General features: G+C 63.6%; 8 protein-coding genes. All 8 read right to left on the bottom strand.

Going from position 1 to position 20,534, the window contains the following annotated elements; translation table 11 throughout:
• Position 1: 1 nt before the first annotated feature.
• Positions 2 to 3,403, bottom strand: coding sequence for a hypothetical protein (locus AB6O04_RS16920; protein WP_368565369.1), 3,402 nt, complete (start codon positions 3,401 to 3,403; stop codon positions 2 to 4).
• Complete coding sequence (locus AB6O04_RS16915; RefSeq protein ID WP_368565368.1) at positions 3,400 to 12,963, bottom strand: SdrD B-like domain-containing protein; 9,564 nt, start codon at positions 12,961 to 12,963, stop codon at positions 3,400 to 3,402. The genes AB6O04_RS16920 and AB6O04_RS16915 overlap by 4 nt, the downstream gene beginning before the upstream one ends.
• Positions 12,964 to 13,700: 737 nt before the next feature.
• Positions 13,701 to 14,417 (bottom strand): response regulator transcription factor, encoded by a 717-nt coding sequence (locus AB6O04_RS16910; RefSeq protein ID WP_368565367.1) that lies wholly within the window; start codon positions 14,415 to 14,417, stop codon positions 13,701 to 13,703.
• Positions 14,418 to 15,002: 585 nt separating this feature from the next.
• On the bottom strand, positions 15,003 to 15,797 hold the full coding sequence (locus AB6O04_RS16905) for a WecB/TagA/CpsF family glycosyltransferase (RefSeq protein WP_368565366.1): 795 nt from the start codon (positions 15,795 to 15,797) through the stop codon (positions 15,003 to 15,005).
• On the bottom strand, positions 15,784 to 16,572 hold the full coding sequence (locus AB6O04_RS16900) for a polysaccharide pyruvyl transferase family protein (RefSeq protein ID WP_368565365.1): 789 nt from the start codon (positions 16,570 to 16,572) through the stop codon (positions 15,784 to 15,786). Before AB6O04_RS16900 ends, AB6O04_RS16905 begins: the two co-directional genes overlap by 14 nt.
• Before the next feature lie 197 nt (positions 16,573 to 16,769).
• Complete coding sequence (locus AB6O04_RS16895; protein ID WP_368565364.1) at positions 16,770 to 17,987, bottom strand: glycosyltransferase family 1 protein; 1,218 nt, start codon at positions 17,985 to 17,987, stop codon at positions 16,770 to 16,772.
• Positions 17,984 to 19,498, bottom strand: coding sequence for a lipopolysaccharide biosynthesis protein (locus AB6O04_RS16890; RefSeq protein ID WP_368565363.1), 1,515 nt, complete (start codon positions 19,496 to 19,498; stop codon positions 17,984 to 17,986). The genes AB6O04_RS16895 and AB6O04_RS16890 overlap by 4 nt, the downstream gene beginning before the upstream one ends.
• Positions 19,499 to 20,521: a glycosyltransferase gene (locus tag AB6O04_RS16885; RefSeq protein ID WP_368565362.1), complete on the bottom strand. Its 1,023-nt coding sequence runs from the start codon at positions 20,519 to 20,521 to the stop codon at positions 19,499 to 19,501.
• Between the last annotated feature and the right edge of the window lie 13 nt (positions 20,522 to 20,534).

Below are 20,534 nucleotides of genomic sequence, written 5' to 3'. Positions count from 1 at the left end.
CTCAGCGCACCGGATCGCGGTAGCGGGCATCGTCTCTACGGAAAAGGTCTTCATCGAACTTGAAGCGCAGGCGGATAAAGCCGCCCTGTTGGGTGTACTCGTAACCGGTCAGGTCTTCGTCGCCACGGAAACCGGTGGCGTTGTAGCCCACCGACAACCACAGGTTCTGCCGCAGCAACCGACCGACTTCCACACCAAACGCATACTGGTTGGCGCCGTCCTGGCCACGGAAGGTCGAAGCCAGCACGCCGATGTCCCAGTTCTCGGTGATGTCGTAGACCACGCGGCCCGACAGCAGCACCGCGTTGAAGTCGTCGTTCACGCGCCCGGTATCGGCGTAGAAGAAGCTGTCCTTCTGCCACTTCGCCGCCACGCGGCCGGTCAGCCACCATGGCCGCGACGGATGCCAGTCGGCATGCGCGGAGATGATGTGCGCGCTGGTGCGGATGTCCTGGCCGGTGTCGGAACCGAAGCCGGAGCCGTCCATGCCGCTCTCGTCCTTCTCCAGCTTGTACTCGTAACGGGCCAGCGCGTTGACGCGGTTGGTATCGGTGTCGCGATACGCCGCGCCGATCTGGAACCGGTCCTGCAGCACGTCGCCGCGTGCGGCGTATTCGGTACGCAACAAGTAGTTGCGCGCCAGTACGGTCCAGTCGCGGTTGAGCTTGCGGGCAGCGAGGAACTGCAGCAGCGTGGTGTTGTAGCCCTCGTCGGTCGGCGTTTCGGTCACATCGTCCGAGATGCGGTGCTCCACGCGAATGGTGCCGCGCCACAGCGGGTTGGCGCTGTAGTCCAACGCCAGTCCGGCGCCGGTGGAGTCGCCGACATCGCCGGAGATGACGTTGGTGTGTTCGAACGACGAACTCAGGCGCACGCCTTCGCGGATGTCCCAGTTGTTGCGCACGCCCGACGCCGCCTGTATATCGCGACCGCTGATGGCGTCGCGAAGGCGATACTCGGAGAACAACTGCGTGTCCTTGACGAAGCTGGTGTCCACACCGAACGCCATCGTGTCGGCTTCGCGTCCGTCCTGGGTCAGCCCGTTGACGCCGCTGATACCGGTCTGCTTTTCGTAGCGGCCGTACAAGCGGCTGCGTTCGCGCAGCTGATAGTCCGCACCCAAAGCGATGCGGTTGCGGTCTTCGCCGTGGATGTCCTGCTCCACTTCACCGCCGAGGCTCAGGCGATCGTTGGCGCGGTAGCCGACGCCGAAGCGCAGCATGTCCGACGATAACTCGGTACCCACTGGCAAACCGCTGCCCACGTCATTGGGATTGCCGCTGCTGATGATCGGCAGGCCGGTCAGCGGATCCAATGGTTGCTGGCCATAGCCCAGCACACCCCCGCCGGCGCCGGTGGCGTAGCCGCCGGACAGTCCGCCGAGATTTCCGTAGCCGCTATTGGTCGCCCAGGTGTAATAGGCCCCCACGGTTTCGCGAATAGCGCGGTAGCCGAAGTCCAGCGTCAGCTTGTCGGTTGCCTTGAAACGCGTTCCCACACTGCCGGCGTCGCGTTCACCGCCTTCGGGATTGCGGTCTTCGCTGCGCAGCCCTTCCGCATAGACCTCGAAGCGCTCGTTGATGCGATAGCGCGTGTTCAAGCTGTATTCGCCGCGGCCACCGTACAGCGGCGAAGCCGGATTGTTGAATTCCGGATCGGAACGGCCCGCGAACAACTTGAAGTCCAGGTCCTTGCCGGCATGGCCGAACTCCACCCGCCAGGCGTCGCCTTCCACCAGGCCGCTGAGGCCTTCCAGCGCGGGCGTGCCGTACTGGTTGATGGAGTTGGTGTTCACTTCGCTGCGCGTGCGCGCGGCTTCGGCGACCAGCCAGGTGTTCGGCCCGAAGCGGTAGCCGACATTCGCGCTGCCCATTTCGAAGGCGGCGAACGGATTGCGGTCATCGACATAGGAGCCGCCGATCTCGCCGTTCTCGCCCACGCGCAACTGCGCGTCCGCGCCCAGCACCAGGAATTTCTCCGTGCCCTGGTCCAGTTCGTAGGTGATGCGCAGCGAGACCGGATTCAGATCGCTGTCGAACGAAGGCAGGAAGCTGTTGAGCAGGATGCGACCGGAGAACGGTTCGAAGCTGTAGTCCACCAGCCGGCCCAGCGGCCGCACCGAGACGATGCGCGAAGGCTGGTTGCGATCGCGCACCACCACTTCCACGCGCTCGCTGCCTTCCAGCACCGCGTTGTTGCGCAAACCATATGGACCGCTGCCGGACGCCGGCAGTTCTTCGATCACCTGGCGCAGCGAATCCTCGATGGCGAAGACATTGCCGCGCACGCGCTCGTTTTCGAAATGCCAACCCAGGCCGGTGGCGGTGCGGTTGTAGGTGCCCAATACACGCTGCGAAGCGCGCTCACCGAAATCAACCCCGGTCTGCGTGCTGATGCTGTCGCCGGTCTGGAAGTCGCCGTACAACAGATAGCTGCGATCCTTGTCCACGCGCACGTACAGGCGTTCGGCCGAACGCGCGTCGAAGCCCCGCAGCGACGCATCGCCATAGACCGGGTAGAACTCTTCCGGCTGGATGTCGCGCAGCAAGCGGGCGCGGACTTCCTTGTCCGAATCGTACGCTGCCGTCAGCAGGTACTCGCCCTTGATCTGGCCTTTGACGAAGAATGCAGCGCGCGCGGCACCGTTCGCCTTGCCGTTGTTGAACTGCTTTTCCCAACGGCGGATTTCGCGCTCGAAACCATCACCTTGCTGGGTTCCGTTGATCAGGTTGCCTTTGCGGCGGAAGTTGATGACGCCTTCGATCAAACCGGTGGCGATCATCTCGCGCATTTCCGGTACGAAGCCGACCACGCCTTCGGCACTCTGTCCGCCCGAGGTCACGCGCAGCAGCACGTCTTGCGGATCGTGCGGGGCCAGCAGATCGAATTCCGCACGGCCATTGCGCACCGGCAACTGCACGCCGGGCGTGACCTTGTCGGCATCGAGGTGGCCTGGGCCGAGTTCGTCGGTGCGGCCGTCGGGCAGCTTGATGCGGCCGCCGGAGTTTTCGATGGTGGCGAACGCTTCGCCCGTCATCGGCTTGCCGTCGGCGCCGAACAACTGCACCACCACGTGCACCGGCGACTGGCCGTCGGCGGGTGCGCCGTCACGATCGACTTCCACCACCACACGATCGACGCCAGCGTTGACGCGATAGTCGACGTTGCCCGGCTGCGCATACAGCGCTTGCGAGCCGGTGTTCTGAGTTTGCGGCGATTGCGGGAACAGCGGCGTGCCCTGCCCCAGCACCGGCGTGAAGCGTTGATCGCCGGAGACGTTCTGCGCGGCAACCGGCGTCATCGCCAGCGACAGTGCCAACGCAAGCGGTGTGACGGAAAGACGAAGTGCACGCATGGGCTTGGCTTTGGTCAGGGAAGGAGTCGTCGTGGAGATGCGGCTCATGGCTGCACCTCCTTGTTGCCTTCCTGTTCGGTGCCGGTCGGCCTCGGGTCCACGATGGGACGCTGGTTGGCCGAGTCGGTGCCTTGCTGCGGTGCGCGCGGCGCCTTGCTTTCGAAGCGCAACGGCTTCTGCCCCGCTTCGGTTTCCGGCGCGCGTATCTCTCCCTGCGTACGGCGTGCCTTGACCTGTTCAATGACCGGGTTGGAACAACTGCCCTCGATGAAGTCGGCGCGGTGCAGCTCGCCGTTCTTCAAGTCGATGAAGAGACTGTCGGCGTCGCCCAAGTTGCGGTTGCTGCTGGTGGTCAGGCGCGAGCCGACCGGCAGCGTGGATGCATCCACCTTCAGCGTGTGGCTCTTCGGCGGCAGACCGCAGTAGCTGTACTTGCCTTCCGAGTCGCTGATCAGCCAGGTGCCATCCTCGAAGTACATGCGCACGCCGGGGATGCCGAGCTCCTCGCTGTCCTGCACGTGGTTGACGTTGCAGTCCACGAAGATCTTGCCCAGCACGCAACCTTCATCGGTGAACACGCCGCCGCTGACGATCACGCGGTACTGGGCCGGGTTGGACGCCACCACGCCGCCGTTGGTGTACGGAAGCAGCGTGTTGGGATCCACGCAGCCGCCGGTGATCGAACAGCCATGCGCGCGAGCGCGGTTGATGCCGTCGCCTTGCTGGCTACCCACGCCAACACGGACGCGGTAGTTCAGTACCTTCTGACCGCCGACGGCGAGCGAGCCGACGTCGAACACCAGCGTCGGACCGGGCTTGCCGATCGGGTCGGCGATACCGGCGCCATCCACGCGCGCGGTGCCTTCGATGAAGGTGAAGCCGTGCGGCAGGCGATCGATCACGTTCACCGTGCCCAGCGCCGCGCCCGCGGTCTGCCGGATGGTGATGGTGTAGACCATGCTGTCGCCCACTTCCACCGTCTTGCGGTCGCCGGTCTTGGTGATGACCAGCCCTGGCGCAACCTGCGGATCCAGCGGGATGTGGTTATGGATGGGTGCGGCAATCGCCGAACCCAGCGTCACTTCCAGGTAGTAAGCGGTGGCAGTACCGACCGGTGCGGTCGGCGCGGTCGCATTCGTCTGCACCGGGTGACTCACACCCGGTGTGGACGGCGGCGTCAGCGGCGAGGTTTCCGCCGGAATCATCCCGGACTGGAAGCTGTAGCCGGCTGGCGGCGTGACCGCGATCTGGAACCGGCACGAAGCCGGTGCCGAAGGCGACATAAGGAACTGATAGAAGCCTTCGGTGCCCACCGTCATCGACGCGGAAGTGCCTTCGATGCTGTAGCCACCCAGACCGGCATTGAGCAGATGCGCTTCCGGCGAATAGCCCGCGCAGGTGCCTACCGGCGTCAAGGTGACGCGCGAACCCGGCACCGGATTACGGGTGACGGCGTCGTACACCACGCCGCCCGGACTCAGCGGCAAGCTCTGCTGCGGCAGGTTGGCACCCGGCGCCAGGATCACCGCCAAGTGCGTGCTGCCGTCGTCGCCGCTGCGGCAGGAACTTGCGGTGCCATTGTTGATGGCGTTGGTACCGTCGCAAGGGGCCGGCGCGCCGCCAGCGGTTTCGCCGCTGACCGGCCAGCCCCAGATCACGCCGGAAGACGGATCACGGAAACGGATATCCAGCGGCACGCCGGGAATCAAATCCGGCACCGAGTAGCTGCCGTCCGGTGCCGTGGTGGTGGTCGCCACGACCTGGCCGTTGGCATCCACGATTTCCACGGTCCAATTGGGCAGGCGGCGGTCGCCACCGTCGATCAGGCCGATATCGCTGCCCTGGTCGAACCACACCGTGCCGGATACCGAAGCGGCCAGCTGCACGGGCGTGGGTAGACGACAGGCGTTCTGAGTGATCGCCGGATCGCAGACCGGCAGGTCGCCCGGGTTGCCTTCGAAGTCGGAGCGTTCCTGCGGCGTCGGCCGGCGGAACTCGTTCTCGCCGCCGCCTTCCACCAGCACGGCGTTGTCGACCGGCGAAGCCGCCGCCGTCGATGCGGCAACCCGCACGCGCGCCACGATGGAGTCGGCAAGCGTTGCACCGGCGGCGATCACGCTGCTGGTGGCGCAACGGAAGCGGCTCTCGCCTATCGCACCGGTGCAGATCCAACCGTTCCCCGCAGGCGTTTCCGCCAGCGTCAGGCCCGCGGGCAGACGATCTTCCACCACGTACTCGCCGCTGCTCGGCTGCTGGCCGATGTTGCGCACGTGGATCGTGTAGGTGCCGATGTTGTTGACGGTGAATGTGGTCGGCGTGGCGGTCTTGCTGACCACCAGATCCGGCGAATCGCCGATCTCGCCGAAGTTGTTCTCCACCGACTCGCCACCAATGGGCAGCACGATGCCGCTGATCGCCGAAGGCGTGGTGTCCACCGGCGTGGCAGTGCCGGTGGTGGTACCACCGATGTTGCCTGCCGTGGTGATGCCGTTGAGCGTATGCGTCGGCTGCGTGGGTTCGGTCACGGTGTAGGTGCCCGGGCGCAGATTCTCGAAGCGGTAACGGCCTTCGGCATCGGTGGGCACTGTTACGCTCACCGTTTCACCAAGATCGTTGGTGCCCGTCAGTACGACATCGACCGTCGCGATACCCGGCTCGTTCGAATCGATGACGCCGTTGTTGTTGGCATCGTTGTAGACACGGCCCGCAATCGAACCGACAGGAATCTCGCCGAAGTTGTTGTTGCTGGCTTCCTCGCCCACGCCCAGCGTGACGCTGCTGATCACCGAAGGCGTGGTGGTGGGCGAAGTGACGTTGCCGCCACCGGTGCCCGCCACCGTGATGCCGTTAAGCGTACCGGTCGGCTGCTCAGGCTCGGTGATGGTGTAGTTGCCTGGCGGCAGCTCGGTGAACGCGTAGTTGCCATCGGGCTGCGTGGTGGTTTCGCGCGTGATCGTATTGCCGGCCAGGTCGGTGCCGGTCAGGCGGACCACGACGCTGCCGATGCCTACTTCGGTCGGATCGATCACGCCATCGTTGTCGAGATCGCGCCACACGCGGCCGCTGATGGCACTGTTGAGCGGAATTTCGCCGAACAGGTTCTCCACCGAAGCACTGCCCGGCGTGGTCAGATCAATGGTGCTGATGACGCTGGGCACCGTGGTGATCGGCGTGGCAGTGCCGGACGGCGTGCCCCCAACGTTGCCAGGCGTGGTGATGCCGTTGCTGGTGCCGGTCGGCTGCGTCGGTTCGGTCACCGTATAGGTGCCCGGACGCAGGCCTTCGAATTCGAAGTCACCGTTGGCGTCGGTGGTGGTGCTCAGCGATACCGATGCGCCGGTGTCGTCCGTGCCCGTCAAGTTGATGGTCACACCGGCGATGCCGGTTTCGCTGACGCCGGATTGTGCACCGTCGTTATTGCCGTCGAAGAACACACGACCGGAGACGGATACACCCAGCGTTTCGCCGAAGTTGTTCTGTACCGATGCTTCTCCCGCCGGCAGCACGATGCCCGATACCGCACTGGGTACCGTGGCGACAGGCGTGGCGGTTCCGGTGGACGTGCCACCGATGTTGCCAACCAGTGTGGTGCCGTTGAGCGTGGTCACGCCGCCAACCACCGGCTGCGCGGTCTGCTCGGTGACGGTGTAGTTGCCGGCCAACAGATCGACGAAGCGATAGTCGCCGTTAGCATCGGTGACCGCCGCGGTGACCGGGTTGCCCAGCGCATTGACCGTGCCCGCAGGCAGGCTGACGCTGACGCCGGCAATGCCGTTCTCGCCTGCATCGCGCACGCCGTCGTTGTCGGCATCCAGCCAGACATTACCGGCGATAGAAGCAGCGAGTTCGCCGAAGTTGTTTTCGGTGGAACCGCTAGCCGGCAGGTTGGTGACCGTGATGGTGTTGCTGGTGTTTTCCTGGCCATTGGCCAAGCCGGTCGGCTGGGTTTCGACGATGCGGTAATCCTGGCCGGTGATCGCACCGCCATAGCTGTAGTCGCCGTTGGCATCGGTGGTCAGCGTGACCGGCGGCAGATCGTCGCCGGTGCCGAACACGCCATCCGGGCCTGCACCTTGGATGACGACTGTCACGCCAGGAATGCCGGGTTCGCCGCCGTCCTGGTCACCATCATCATTACGGTCCAGGTAGACCGTGCCGCTGATGTTGGTGTTGGCCAGTTCGCCGAACAGATAGCCGGTGGCCCGCTGGCCTGCGCTGATGGCGATGCCGTCGATGATGTTCGACGTGGTCGCCGTACCCGGCGTGCTTGCATTGCCCGGCGTATGGCGGCCGTCGATGTAGCCGACCGGTTGGGTTTCGGTGATGGTGTAGAACGTGCCCGTCTGCGGTGGCAGCAGATCGTTGAACGCATAGGCGCCAGCGGCGTTGGTCTGCACCGCGACGTTCACTGGATTGCCAAGTGCATCGGTACCGGTCAGCGTTACCGTCGCATTCGCGATGGAGTTCTCGCCCGTGTCGAATGCGCCGTTGTTGTTGTTCGCCGCGGTCGTGGAGAAATCCTCGAACACCGCACCGGCAATCGAACCCAGGACTTCGCCGAAGTCGTGCCCAGTCGAACCCGCTACCGGCAGGTTGGCGACGTCGATGACGTTGGAAGTGTTCTCCGTACCGTTGGCATAACCATCCGGCTGCGCCTCGGTGACGCGGTAGTTCTGGCCGACCACCAGGTCGGGGAACTGATACGCACCGTTGGCGTCGGTTTGGATGGTGACCGGAGCCGGATCATCGCCATCGCCGAAAGTACCGTTGGCACCCGCGCCGGCCAGCGTGACGCTGACACCTTGCAAGGCACCGTTCGGCTGCGAGTTGACGCTGCCGGCGTCGGCGCCGTCGAAATCACCATTGCGATTGCGATCCAGGTAGACGCTGCCGGAGATAGCGGAAATAGCGTCTTCGCCGAAATTGAAGACGGTGCCGTCCAGGCCCGCACCCAGATCGATGCTGGAGATGCGATCGGTGGTGGCGGCATCGCCACTCACGCCTGTGCCCGGTGTACAGCCAGTGGCGCAAGCCGCGCCGCCGATCTGGCCCGGATTCACCGCCGTCGGCCGGTTCCGGTAGTTGCCGGTCGGCAGTACTTCGCGCAGCGTGTAGAGGATCAGCGGGTCAAGATTGGTGAAGCTGTAGGCACCGCTCGCATCGGTGGTGTCAGTGGCCACCACGGTGCCGGTGGTGGCGTTCAGCAGCTCGACCGTGGCGCCGGCGATGGCGGCATCCGTACCGGCATCGCGCACATTGTTGAAGTTGCCGTCGACGTAGACAAAACCCGACAACGAAGGATTGCGCACTTCCGGGAAGTTGTAGCGCACGCCGGCATCGGCGGTGCCCACCGGGATGGCGCTGTACACCGAATTCGGCGAGCCCACCGCATAGGTGCCGCCCAAGGAGGGCGCATCGCCACCGGCGGCCGGCGGATCGACCGGACCATTGCGGTAAACAGCCGGTTGCGTTTCCGTCAGCGTGTAGCCGGACGCGTTCGCTGGCGACAGATTGTTGAAGCTGTAGGTGCCGTCCGCAGCGGTGGTCGTCGTGCGATTCACCGTGTTGCCGTAGGCGTCGGTACCCGTCAGCGTGATGGTCACGCCGGCGATGCCGGGTTCGGCCGCGGCGGACTGGCGGATACCGCCATTGGCGCCCGTGCGGTCACGATCCTCGAACACCACGCCCGCGATGGACGACCGGGTCACGGTCAGCGGCACCGTCACGGTGTTGTTGGGCGGAGTAGGATCGACCTGCTCGGTGGTCACTGCAGCGGTGTTGTTGCTGGTGCCGCCGCTGGGATACGTATTCCAGACTGCCGGCACGATGATGCGCACGCGTCCGGTAACGGTGACGTCGCCCAGGTTGCAGGTCACGGTGCTGCCCGCTTGGGTACAAGCGCCGGTGCCATTGGGTACTTCGTCGCCACCCGGGTCAGGACCGACTTTCCGCCAGCTGATCGGACCGGTGATGACCACACCGGCCGGCAGCGTATCGGTGACGACAGTACCCGTGCCGTTGAGCGGACCATTGCCGCTGCGGTCGCGCGACAGGCTGGCACCGGGACCGTTGTTGATACCGTCGATGACGTAATAGAACGGCTGGCGCAGCGCTACGCTGGTCACGGTAGTCGGCAATGCCGCGTTGGGATCGCTGTCAGGCGCCACTACCACCATGGTCTTGGCCACGCCCATATCGGCGCGAGCACGGATGGTGGTTTCCTGGTTGGCGATGTTGTTGGCGGCGTTGGTATCGGTTTCCGCCGAGCTGGCGGTAACCGAATTGGCCAACGTATCGCCTGAGGCACCCGGCGCCGTCTCGTATTGGAAGCGCAGGTACAGCGTGCTGGTCTGTCCGGAGGCCACCATGCCCGGCTGGTTGGGCGAAAATCCCGCGCCCGGCATTTGGCAGTCCAACGTCATCGGCGCGCCGACAGTGGGATTGCTGCCGGCATTGACGGTACAAGCGGCCTCCACGAATGGACCGCCCGTCGTCGCCGATGCGCCGACATAGCGCACCGTGCGCCCGGCAAACGGCGTGATGGTGTCGCTGATGCGTACGTTGCTGGCGACCGACGGACCGTTGTTGAGCACGGTCACCCGGTAGGTGATCGCATTGAGCGACAAGTTGGTGGCGTCGTAGCCCAGCGGATCCACGCCGCCTGCAAATCCGGTATCCACCTTGTTGGTGATCAGGTCCACGCTACCGCTGCCGAACGGCAGCGACGCGCTGCGCTGGTCGTCTGCGGCGCTGGTGTCGGAGTTGTAGTCGAAATCGCCGTTGGCGTCGCTGCCGATGGCCGGATCAGCGGTGCCGTCGTTGTTGCGATCGAAGAAGAAGTCGGCGGTGTTGTTGAATACGCGGCCGGTGTTGCCCGAGTTGACGTTCGGGCGGATCACCACGGTCAGGCTTTCGGTTTGATCATTCGTCAGCGATAGCGGCGTGCAGGTGATCGTCACCTGTGCCGTTCCCGCGGTCGGATTGGCGTACGAAGTGCCGCCAGCCGCTGGCGAGGTGGTCACACCGGCACCGGGAGTCGCGGTACAAGCGGCGGTGCCACCGCCCGTGCGGTTCGCCGAGATCAACACGAAGCCGGTATCGTCCGCAGGCAGAGTGAACACATCGCGGAACACCACGCCAGGCACGGTGGACGGACCCTGGTTGCGGAACGACATCTGATAGGTGGTGTTGACGCCGGCCTGACCGGTAGCGCCAGAGGTGATGTTCTTCGCCGTGGTCTGCACGTTGGCGACGCGGTCAATCCGCACCCAGTCCGATGCACTGTTGTTAGCCGTATTGATCTCGCCGACCGAACCCGCCACTGCGGCATCGATACCGACGCCTGCGGTATTACAGAAAGCGTTGCTGGTGGCGACTCCGCCGCAGGTACCTGTCTGGCCGGCACTGTCGAACAGCGGGTGGTTGACGGTCAGCACGATGGTGACGCTGGCGCCGCTAGCCAGCGGCGTGGTACCGGAGCGGCAGATGACCGAACCATCGCCGGAGCAAGTCCAGCCTGCGGGCACGGTGCTGACGGTAACGGTCGTGCGTCCGGCGACGTAGCCGGGAACGGTATCGTTGACCACCACGCCTGTGGTGCTGTCCGGACCGTTGTTGGTGACGGTCAGTGTGTAGTTCACCGCAGTATCGCTGGGACTCAGCACATTGTCGGCCGTGCCGGCGCCATTTGTCTGTTTGGCGATGGAAAGATCGGCGCGTTCGTCGGTGGTGCGGGTGCCGTCGCCGTTGCAGTCGTTGTCGGTTTCCGGATCGCTGTTGAGACCACCGGCCGTCAGGGGTTCGATGGAACCGCCGCTACCGCCGGTGCAGGCGGTGTTGGTCAGAGCGCCGGCCGCGCGTGCGCGAGAGATGATCTGCAACTGCGGCGCATTGCTGTTCACCGCCAACGGCAGTGAACCCGCGTTGAGATCGCAGGTGACGCGCTGGCGCGCTGGCGGTACGGCGTAGGGATTGTTGACCGTACAGGTCCAAGGCCCGGAAGAGGAAACGAACTCCTCGCCCGCGGCGAGTTCGTCGACCACTTGTACCTGGCCACTGGCCGCGCGCGGCCCGAGGTTGCGCACGACGATCGTCGAGGTCATGCGGCTGTCGGCATCGCTGCCGATGCCGTCCCACACTGCTATCAGGTCCGGTGTCTTGGACTTGGTCAACGACAGATCGGCGCCGTCGGCCAATACAGTGAAAGTGACGCTGCCGTTGTTGTTGTTGGTACCCAGCGTCGGACCATTGGGGTCCGGCGTGGTCGAAGTGATGGTGGCGGTGTTGGTGACGTCGCCACTGCTGTTGGCGCCCGATGCGGGCACGGTTGCCACGATGGTGAACGTGTCCACCGCACCATTGGCGAAGGCCGTGCTACGCGAACACGTACGCGCCGTATCGGTGCCATTGTTGGTACAGGTCCAGCCAGCCGGCTGCGTGCCGCCGGTGATGACGAAGCCGGCCGGCAGCGTGTCGGTGAAGCTGGCGTCCTGGGCGTTGCTGGGCCCCAGGTTGCGCGCGACCAAAGTAAACGTCACCGGCTGGCCGGAGACGGCCGGTGCCGGTGCCGCAGATTTGCTCAAGGTCAGATCGGCGCCTGCGGTCACCGCGGTGGTGACCTGGGCGCTGTCGTTGGCGGGATTCGGATCTGCGGTGCCGATGCCCGACACCGTCGCCCCATTGATGACATTGCCCGTACCAGCGTTGACCCGCGCGCGGAAGGTGAAGCTGCTGCTGGCGCCAACCGCCAGGGTGCCAACATGCGTCGCGGTCATCGTGCCGCTGTTGAGCGTCCAACCGCTGCCGGAAAAGCTGTTGGCCACGTACGAAGTGGCAGCCGGCAGCGTGTCCACTACCTGGAAGTTGGTCGATACGCTGGGACCGGCATTGGTAACGGTCAGCGTATAGGTGATTTCCGCGCCACCCACCACAGGATTTGGCGTGCCGGTCTTTTCCAGGCGCAGGTCGCCCGCGTTGGTCAGCGTGGTCGCTTCGACGCGGGTGTTGTTGGCGGTGTTGGTGTCGCCAGCGAAGAACGGATCGGCGGGAGTCAGGCTGGCGATCGGCGTGGAAGCGGGCGGAATTGCGTTGCCGAATCCAATGGCGCCGCGCACGGTAACGGTCGCCGGCGTCTGGCCGGCGGTGTTGACGCCGATCTGGAAAGTGGACGAATTGCCGGTAGGCGACGTGCCGTCCAACGTGCCGTTGTTACAGACGATGCGTGTAGGAGTGCCGACATCGGCCGCGCAGTATCCCGGCAGTGTGCCGGCGGTAGTGCCCGCCGGCAGATCGAAGATGGTCACCGTGTTGTTGACGACGTCGACCGCACCGTTTTCGATGGTGATGCTGTAGATCACCTGGCCGCCCGCGGGCGTGGGATCGTAACCGGTGTCGGACAGGTCGGTGATCTGCAGGTCCGCGGCGAGCGCCAGCGAAGGCGCTACCAGCAGCAATGCGGACGCGGTCAATCGCCGCAGCGTCGTACGCCAATCGTGCCGAATGTCCCCTACGGTGCAACGCGTCGGCGGCATGCCGGGTGCAGCGTTTTTCTTTCGGCCAAGCGAAAACGAACGAACCTTGCCGGCGATGGTCGCCGACTCAACTTGCATGCACACTGGACTTTCCCCTGTTCCCGTATCGCGGTCCAACACAGACCGCGCAGCTGCTTTGATGCAGGCTTTTCCCCACCGCGGTGGTTACCGCGGATGAGGACCATTCGTGAGCCAATGCACAGTGCACACCGTGGTATGCATGTACGATCGACTACAGGAACGGCCCCAGCCTGCTAACAGCGGGCGGGATTATGGGAGTCGCAGTACGAAAGTGCAGTTCCGGACGCTCTCGAAAACTCTCACTTGCTTACGGGCGTCACTTCAGCCGATAGCTTTTTTCGCATCAACCGTTTATATGCGGCGTCAAAAAACCGTCGCTATCTCAGTGCATGCCGATGCTCTTCAACAGTCATATGGCTGGCATTGATCAACTTGCCGTCTTCGCTAGTGCAAGGCACTGAATATCGGCGTACGCCCGAGGTGCTTTGACCCACGGTCGATCTGTTAAACGTTTTAGCGGTTGATCTGTTTAAGCGTTTTATACGTTCGGATCCGTATCAACAGTTCGCAGCGTCAAAAATCCGTCGCCACTTCTGCGCCGGCCGAAGGCGCTTCTTCAACGGTCGAACGGCAGGCCGCAAAGCTTTTGTCTTAAGAGCAAAAGCAAATCCCCCTCAGATGCTTTTCAACCGCCGAATGGCGGGTCATCCCCCTTTAATAAGGGGGGAGGTAAAGCAAGGCGCCTTTTCCACTCACCGCTCACCGCTTTTGGCTACGGGTTACCGGTTGCGACGCTACTGCGAGCCATCGCCATCAGTAAACAGATATCCCACTCCACGCACGGCGCGTATCGGCAGTGTCAAGCCGGTGGCGGTTTTTACCCGCGTGCGTAGCCGGTGCACCAGCACTTCCAGACGATGCGGATCAAATTCCCAGGGCTTGTCGGTGAGTTCGTTGATCAACGTTTCGCGTGCGACAGGTTGCCCGGGATTGGCGAATAGAGGTTGGAGAAACGCACGTTCGGCTTCCGCCAGCGCGATCTCTTCTCCGTGCGGCGGGCTCAAGGTCCATCCGCTGGCCACCAGCGACCAGCTGCCGTTCTTCTTGCTGGGGGCCGGGGCCTTGGTCGAGGCAAGCCGGCGCTGCAGGCTGGTGACCGCCGACGCCAGCACATCCAGGTCCACGGGCTTGATCAGATAGAGATCGGCACCGGTATCGAAGCCGCGCGCCATGTCCCCGGCATCCCCGCGAGCGGTCAGCATGATGATGCCGACGGAAGACATCTGCCGCAGGTGACGGGCCACCGAATAGCCGTCTTCGCCGGGCAAGCCGACGTCCAATACCACGATATGGCACCGCCGTATCGACAGGTACCGATAGAGCGCTTCGGCACTGTCCATTCCCACTACCGCAAAGCCGCGGCTGGAAAGATCGGAGACCATCAGTTCCCGGAACTCGTCATCGTCCTCGACGACGGCGATCTGATCGAGTTCCGATCGCGTTGCCTGCATCAATTTTTCAACCTTCGGTGGGGGAATCCAACCGCGCAAACAATTCCATGCGCACTGTGACGACAGTAACAGTCTACCTATCTCAGGGGTGGGTGAATCAAGACGCCTGACATCAGACTTTGCAGAACAAGGACACGCCGACGGCTGGCAGACGATCCGTCATGGGATGTACTGCGGCAACGTTAAGGGTTATCCCTGTGAGACGGTACCCTTCTCTTGCGAAGGGACCGTGAATTTCGGCGGGTAAAGCACTGATGGGATTACGCCTGTGTTCTGGTAGGGCGTTACATCGCGTTACATGGCGGGCCCTCTCACTTGCTCTCGCGCCCCGCAGCTCTGCCCCGCGGTGCAATAAGGCCGTTGCAACGGCAGGCGATAGCGAATAGCCGCTTAAGGCCTTTTCGTAGAGCGGAGCTTGCTCCGCTGCTCTTTGCCGGGTCTAGACGGAACAAGAGCAGCCGAGCAAGCTCGGCTCTACGAAGGCGCGGATGATTCCTTGTGGGAGCGGTGCCGGCATGCCGGCACCGGCGCACAGCCAACATTGGACCTCGGCTCTACGTGAAATGCTGGGCCGCGATAGCAGTCCTAGGCCCGCCTACCCGCCCGCAGGCATATCCCGAAGAACCGGATCAGATCCCAGCTGTAGCGCTTCAGCAGGCGGCGCGGTTCGCGCGATAGCCGGAACAGCCATTCCAGGTGCAGGGTCCGCACCCATTCGGGCGCCCGCTTCGCGCTTCCTGACAGAAAATCCAGCAGCGCGCCGACCCCGAACATCACCGGCGCCTCCACCGCATCGCAGTGGTCCAGAATCCAGGCTTCCTGCTTTGGGTTGCCGAACGCAACCAGCACGATATCCGCGTGAGATTCGTTGATCTGCCGCGCCAGGTTGTCTCCTGCAGCGGCAAATTCGGCGTACCCATCGCAGGTTCCCACGACTTGCTGACCCAATCCATCGATCAACTGCAGTGCGGCTTTTTCCGCGACGCCAGCCCGGCCACCCAGCAGAAAGAACCGCAGCGGCCGCCAACTGCGGCCGCAAAGATAGGGAATGAAATCGGTGCCGTTGAGATTCTCGGCAAACCGGCGCTGATGAACCAGCAACGCCGCCAAGTCCATGCCGATGCCATCGTTCACGATACACACCGAGGGCCGCCGCAAGCGCGGAATCAAAGGCCTGCATTCGACGATGAAATTGGTGTTGGCGAAGAACACCTGCAGCTTGCTGCGTTGATCGCAGGCATCCATCACCCGGGCTTCCAGCGTTTCGCGCGGGAGCGAATAGACGCTGTAACCGCCCAGGAAAAGCGCCTGCCCGGCGTCAGGCACATGGCTCACCACGCGCGACTCAGGCGTGTCCGATGAAACATCACCATAGGTCATAAGGAAACGCCTGCATCAGCGACGCCTGGATATTCTCCAGATCGAAACGCGCATTGCCACCCAGGTCCAGGCACTCTTCGACGGAACGGCCCGCGTGCCATTTCTCCCGCCCGGTGCCCTGGTAGTAATCGTCGTACTTGAACTGGTGTTCGCCATTTCCACTGTCCAGGTACACCGCCGGAATGCCATAGGCTTCGGCCAGGATCACGCCGTGCAAGGAGCTGGACACCACTTTCTCCGCACCCAGCAAGGCCGCCACGAATGCCAGTGGCTTGGCGGTCGGCAAAACCAGCTGATGCCGGTAGGCCGCATATTTCTCCGGGGCCTCATTGAAATGCGGTATGACAACGAAAGGATGCCGCTTCGCTGTGTCGATCAGTTCCTTGCGAAAGAGCAACGGCATCAGCAATGCGGGATCGCCGTACACCTCCGGCACCTGGATACCACGCTCCATCAACGTCCGCCGGGTCAGCGGTCCACGTACGGCGCGCACATCGAGATCGCGAAAGCGGTGCTGCGCCTGGGGAATCTTGCCGTTGATGCCGCTCCCCCAGACGGTTTCGCCGTCAAGAGCGTTGTGCAGCACCGAACCGATGGCGAACAGCCGCCGGCTCTTGTCGCGCTTTTCCAGCAGGTCAAGATCGCGCAAGGCGAGCATCGCCACGACGGTTACCTTGGACAAATAATCGCCGACGTTGACTTCGCCGTTCTTCGGCTGCCACCAATACAGCGCACGCCGCTGCTCGCGCTCTAGCCAAGATTCGAGTAAGGACAAGAACTTTCTCCTAATAGATGCGGCACTCAACGAGCTGGGTGGCTTCCTTTTCCCCTCGCATTGCGGGGGGTGAGGATGGGCTGCTTGCGCGGCACTGCCGCGCGGGCCATCCGAACGCTCGGCGTGCTGCGCCGAGCCGGACGGGCAAGGTTGGGGAATTGATTCGGTCAATTTCAAACTATGTTGTTCCGAATCAATTAGGCAATCGCGCCGGCGGGCGCGGTCGATGGTCGTCGTATGCCGGTATCCGGCACGATGCGGGTTTCCGGATAACGTTCCGGTGCGAGCAGGCGGTCCACAGTCTCGGACCAGCTCAAACATTGACGCGAGCGGATCCGCGGCGCGGCCAGGGCACTCTGAATCGCAGTGATGACCGAGTCCTCATCGCCCGGCGTGTAACCGAACCGCGACGCATAGCGGCCAACGATAACGTGCGGGCAGATGGCCGGCAGCGCGAAGAAATCGTACTGCAGCAACTTGAGCGAACTATCGGCCAGGTACGCCGGTATGTTGGCGGACGCGTACGGGGCAATGCCGAAGCTGGCGTGCTTGATGTAGCGCAATGTCTGCGCATGCGGCATCTCGCCATACACCTTCACGTTGTCGCCATATTCGGGCATCGTCCCACGCCCCGAACCGATCACATGGAACGTCACCTGCGGAAACGCCCGGCTGGCGGTGGCAATGGCACGGGGGTCGAACAGCATCGATCCCACCGATACCGCATGCAGCCCAGCGCCATAGGGCGAGGGATCGGCAAGCGTATCGATCGACGGATCGATGCCATGTCCGATGTGGTACAGGTTGTGCCGGCTCGCCACTTCATCGGCCATGGCCGGCGATACCAGCGCGATCGCATCCATGCTGGCGGCCACGCGCGCGAAACTGCGTTCAACGTACGCGGCGGTGTCGATGGCACTCAGGCTGTCGGAAGCGCGGTAGATCAGCCGCGCGGATGGATTGAGCTTTCTGGCGAGTTCCACGAAGACCACGGCGGTGCCGCTTTCGAAGATGATCACCTCCGCTTCGCGCATCCATTTGATCAACGCTGGCGGCGCTTGCCGTACGTACCACGCGAACATCAGCTGCTCCAGCGGACGCAGCCAGCGACGGCGGGTATTGAAAGGATGCAGCGGCGCCTTCCACAGGAAGCACTCGACGCCGCCATGACGCTCCATCGTGTTGGCCCGGGGATCCAGGAAAAGCCGATTGTCTTTCTTCCAGTGCGACAAGCGGCTGTAGCGGAGCGAGAAGAACCGCGTCTGCCCGCGCTTGACCAATTCGTCGGTAATGAAATGGATATTGGCGCGTCGCGGCGTACGGTAGTCGTGCGCCGACAGCACCAGGAAGCGACTGGGTTCCGCGCCGCTGCGCGCGGAAGTACCGAAAGCTTGCGCCTGCGAATGTTCGATCATCGTTTCAACTCCATCGCTTTCGCGCTCCTGAAAAACGTGCGGGTGTGCAGGATGTCGACAACATCACGACGGAACGCCGGCCATACCGCGCAAAGCACTGCGAACGCGACAACGGCGGTGGCAATCCCGACGCCCAACTGCATCGACAGCGACGCCGCGGCGAACTGCGCGGACGCCATATACGAGGCGAATGCACACAACCCATACCCGGCCATGGCGCGCAAACCGTTGACCAGCATCTGGCGTACCGGCGCATCCGAAACGCGAGACAGCCACCACAGCACCAACGGCCACGAGAGCGCTAATCCGCAGGCATAGCCGGTGGCGACGCCCAGCACGCCCCATTGCGATCCGATGGCGATACAGGCGATCACCAGCGTGCGGCTGACAATCGCGTAATACAGCTGCGCGCCGGTCAGGCCTTTGGAAAGGAATACCCAGTAAGCAGCGTAGCCCGCTGCCTGAAACACACCGCCGACAACCAGTATCTGGAAGATCGGCACCGTCATCTGCCAGCGTTGGCCCAACACCAGCAGGATGAGCGGCCCAGCCTGCGCGCAGGCCATGGCGAAGATGGCGATGATGAAATGCATCAGCGTGGCTTGCCCGCGCAGCAGGAACGCCGAGTAGCGTTCGCGATCTCCCTGCAGGCGCGACAGGATCGGCAGCGCCACGGTGGTGGCCGGCGCGTTGAGCTGAGTCAGCGGCATCATCAGCAAGGCGAATGCGCGGTTGTAGTGGCCCAGCGGCGCAGGCCCCAGGCGGCTGCCGATGATGATCTGCCCGATGTTGGTACTGAGATAGTTCAACAGCTGCGACGCCATCAGGTTGCCGCCGAAGCGCAGCAAGCCACCCATGCCCGCGGAGCGCCGCGGCAGGCCTGGCAACCAGCGTGTCGCCACCGCCATCAAGACCAGGATCACCAACGCCTGCACCAGCGCCTGCACGACCAGCGCCCAATAGCCCCACCCCAATAGCGCCGTCGCCACGGCAGCAGCCAGGCCCAGCAGCTGACCGCCGACATCCGCCAAGGCCAGTGGCCCGAAGCGCATGTCGCGATTGAGGTGTGCACGGAACTGCGTGGTCAGGCCGTTGAGCAGCAGCGTGACGGAAATCGCTTGGGAGATCGCGCGCAGCAACGGTTCGCGATAGAAATCGGCGATGGCGCCGGCACCCAGGAAAACAGCGGCGGCCAGCAGCAGGCCGATGCCGGAGTTGATCCAGAACAGGTTGTCGCGTTGCTCGCGGCTGAGATTCTTGGCCTGGATGGCGGCAGAGGAAAGCCCGAAATCGCGCAGCACCTCGCCTACGCCGATGATCGCCACCACCATCGCTACCAATCCGTAATCGCGTGGCGTCAGCAGCCGTGCCAACAGCACGATGCCGCCGAACTGCACCGCTATCTTCGCCACCTGGCTGCCCATGGTCACCAGCGCGCCACTCGCCGCCAAGCGGGCCAGCGACGGCGGTGGCGTGCCGCGTGCGATCTCGTTCGGATTCTCCACAGCCATTTAGGCCTTGTCCCCATCCGCCATGGTGCGCAACGCTGACAGGTAGGTGTGGTAGTGCCGTTCTCCGAGTGCGGGCCAATCGCGCCGGGACAGATCGGGCGCGATGGCCGTGCTCTCGAATCGGGTACCCAGTACGTCCGACAGAAGTCCTGCATCCAGGCTTCCGTCGAACATGCGCACCCATTCCGATCCGACTTCTTCGGCAATGGCGAGGTTTGCGTCGGTACGTGGCACCAGCACCGGTCGCGATAGCGACAGCGCAAGCAGCAACGCGCCGGAGTTCTGCATCTCGCGGTACGGCAATACGATCCACTGGGCCTCGCCGATCTCGCGCGCCAGCACATCGTCGCCCACGTATTCCAAGCGCGCGCTGATGCGTGGATCCGCCTGGCACGCTTGCTCCACTGCTTCACGCATGGCGGGCGTGGCCGGATTGCCGACGATGCGCAACGTGGCGGAAGATTCGGGCATGCCGCGAAACGCTTCGATCAGGGTTTCAACGCCCTTGTAGGGGCGGATCAATCCGAAATAGAGCAGCCGCCCCGGCACGCTGGAGGGTACCGATTGCGCTGCGAACCAGTCCCGGTAATGGCCATGCAGGATCGTGTCGGTCGCGGGGTCGGCATCGCGCGCGGCGGCGTTGATCCTTATCCGCCGCGTGGTCAGGCGGTCCAGCCAACCTAGCAGGAAGCGCTCGATCGGACCGCCCTGCTCATGCGGGCGAACGTTGTGCAGCGTCCTGACGATCGGGACACGCGCGATCCACAGGCGCAACAGCAACAAAAACAGGCAGAACTTCTTGGCGTAGGTTCCCAGCACCGTGGGATGGCGGATCAGATACTCCGGCCAATGCACATGGAAAAGATCGTAGCGCGACAGCAGCGCATCGCGTACAGAGAAATACCTGATGTCCACGGTGTCAGGCAAAGCGCGCAACAACTGCACCAGATAGGGATTGGTGGTTTCATCCGGGCGGCCGGTGGATTGCAACACGATGAAACGCTGCTGAGATTTCTCTGCCATGGCGGAAGCGGCC

This window comes from Pseudoxanthomonas sp. UTMC 1351 (assembly GCF_040948865.1).
Lineage (GTDB): Bacteria > Pseudomonadota > Gammaproteobacteria > Xanthomonadales > Xanthomonadaceae > Pseudoxanthomonas_A.
This window is presented reverse-complemented; position numbering and strand designations above follow the sequence as displayed.

Coding starts and splice junctions, on each gene's coding strand:
- AB6O04_RS16920 (WP_368565369.1), bottom strand. CDS start 3,403: ATGAGCCGCATCTCCACGACGACTCCTTCCCTGACCAAAGCCAAGCCC.
- AB6O04_RS16895 (WP_368565364.1), bottom strand. CDS start 17,987: ATGATCGAACATTCGCAGGCGCAAGCTTTCGGTACTTCCGCGCGCAGC.
- AB6O04_RS16890 (WP_368565363.1), bottom strand. CDS start 19,498: ATGGCTGTGGAGAATCCGAACGAGATCGCACGCGGCACGCCACCGCCG.
- AB6O04_RS16905 (WP_368565366.1), bottom strand. CDS start 15,797: ATGACCTATGGTGATGTTTCATCGGACACGCCTGAGTCGCGCGTGGTG.
- AB6O04_RS16910 (WP_368565367.1), bottom strand. CDS start 14,417: ATGCAGGCAACGCGATCGGAACTCGATCAGATCGCCGTCGTCGAGGAC.
- AB6O04_RS16885 (WP_368565362.1), bottom strand. CDS start 20,521: ATGGCAGAGAAATCTCAGCAGCGTTTCATCGTGTTGCAATCCACCGGC.
- AB6O04_RS16915 (WP_368565368.1), bottom strand. CDS start 12,963: ATGCAAGTTGAGTCGGCGACCATCGCCGGCAAGGTTCGTTCGTTTTCG.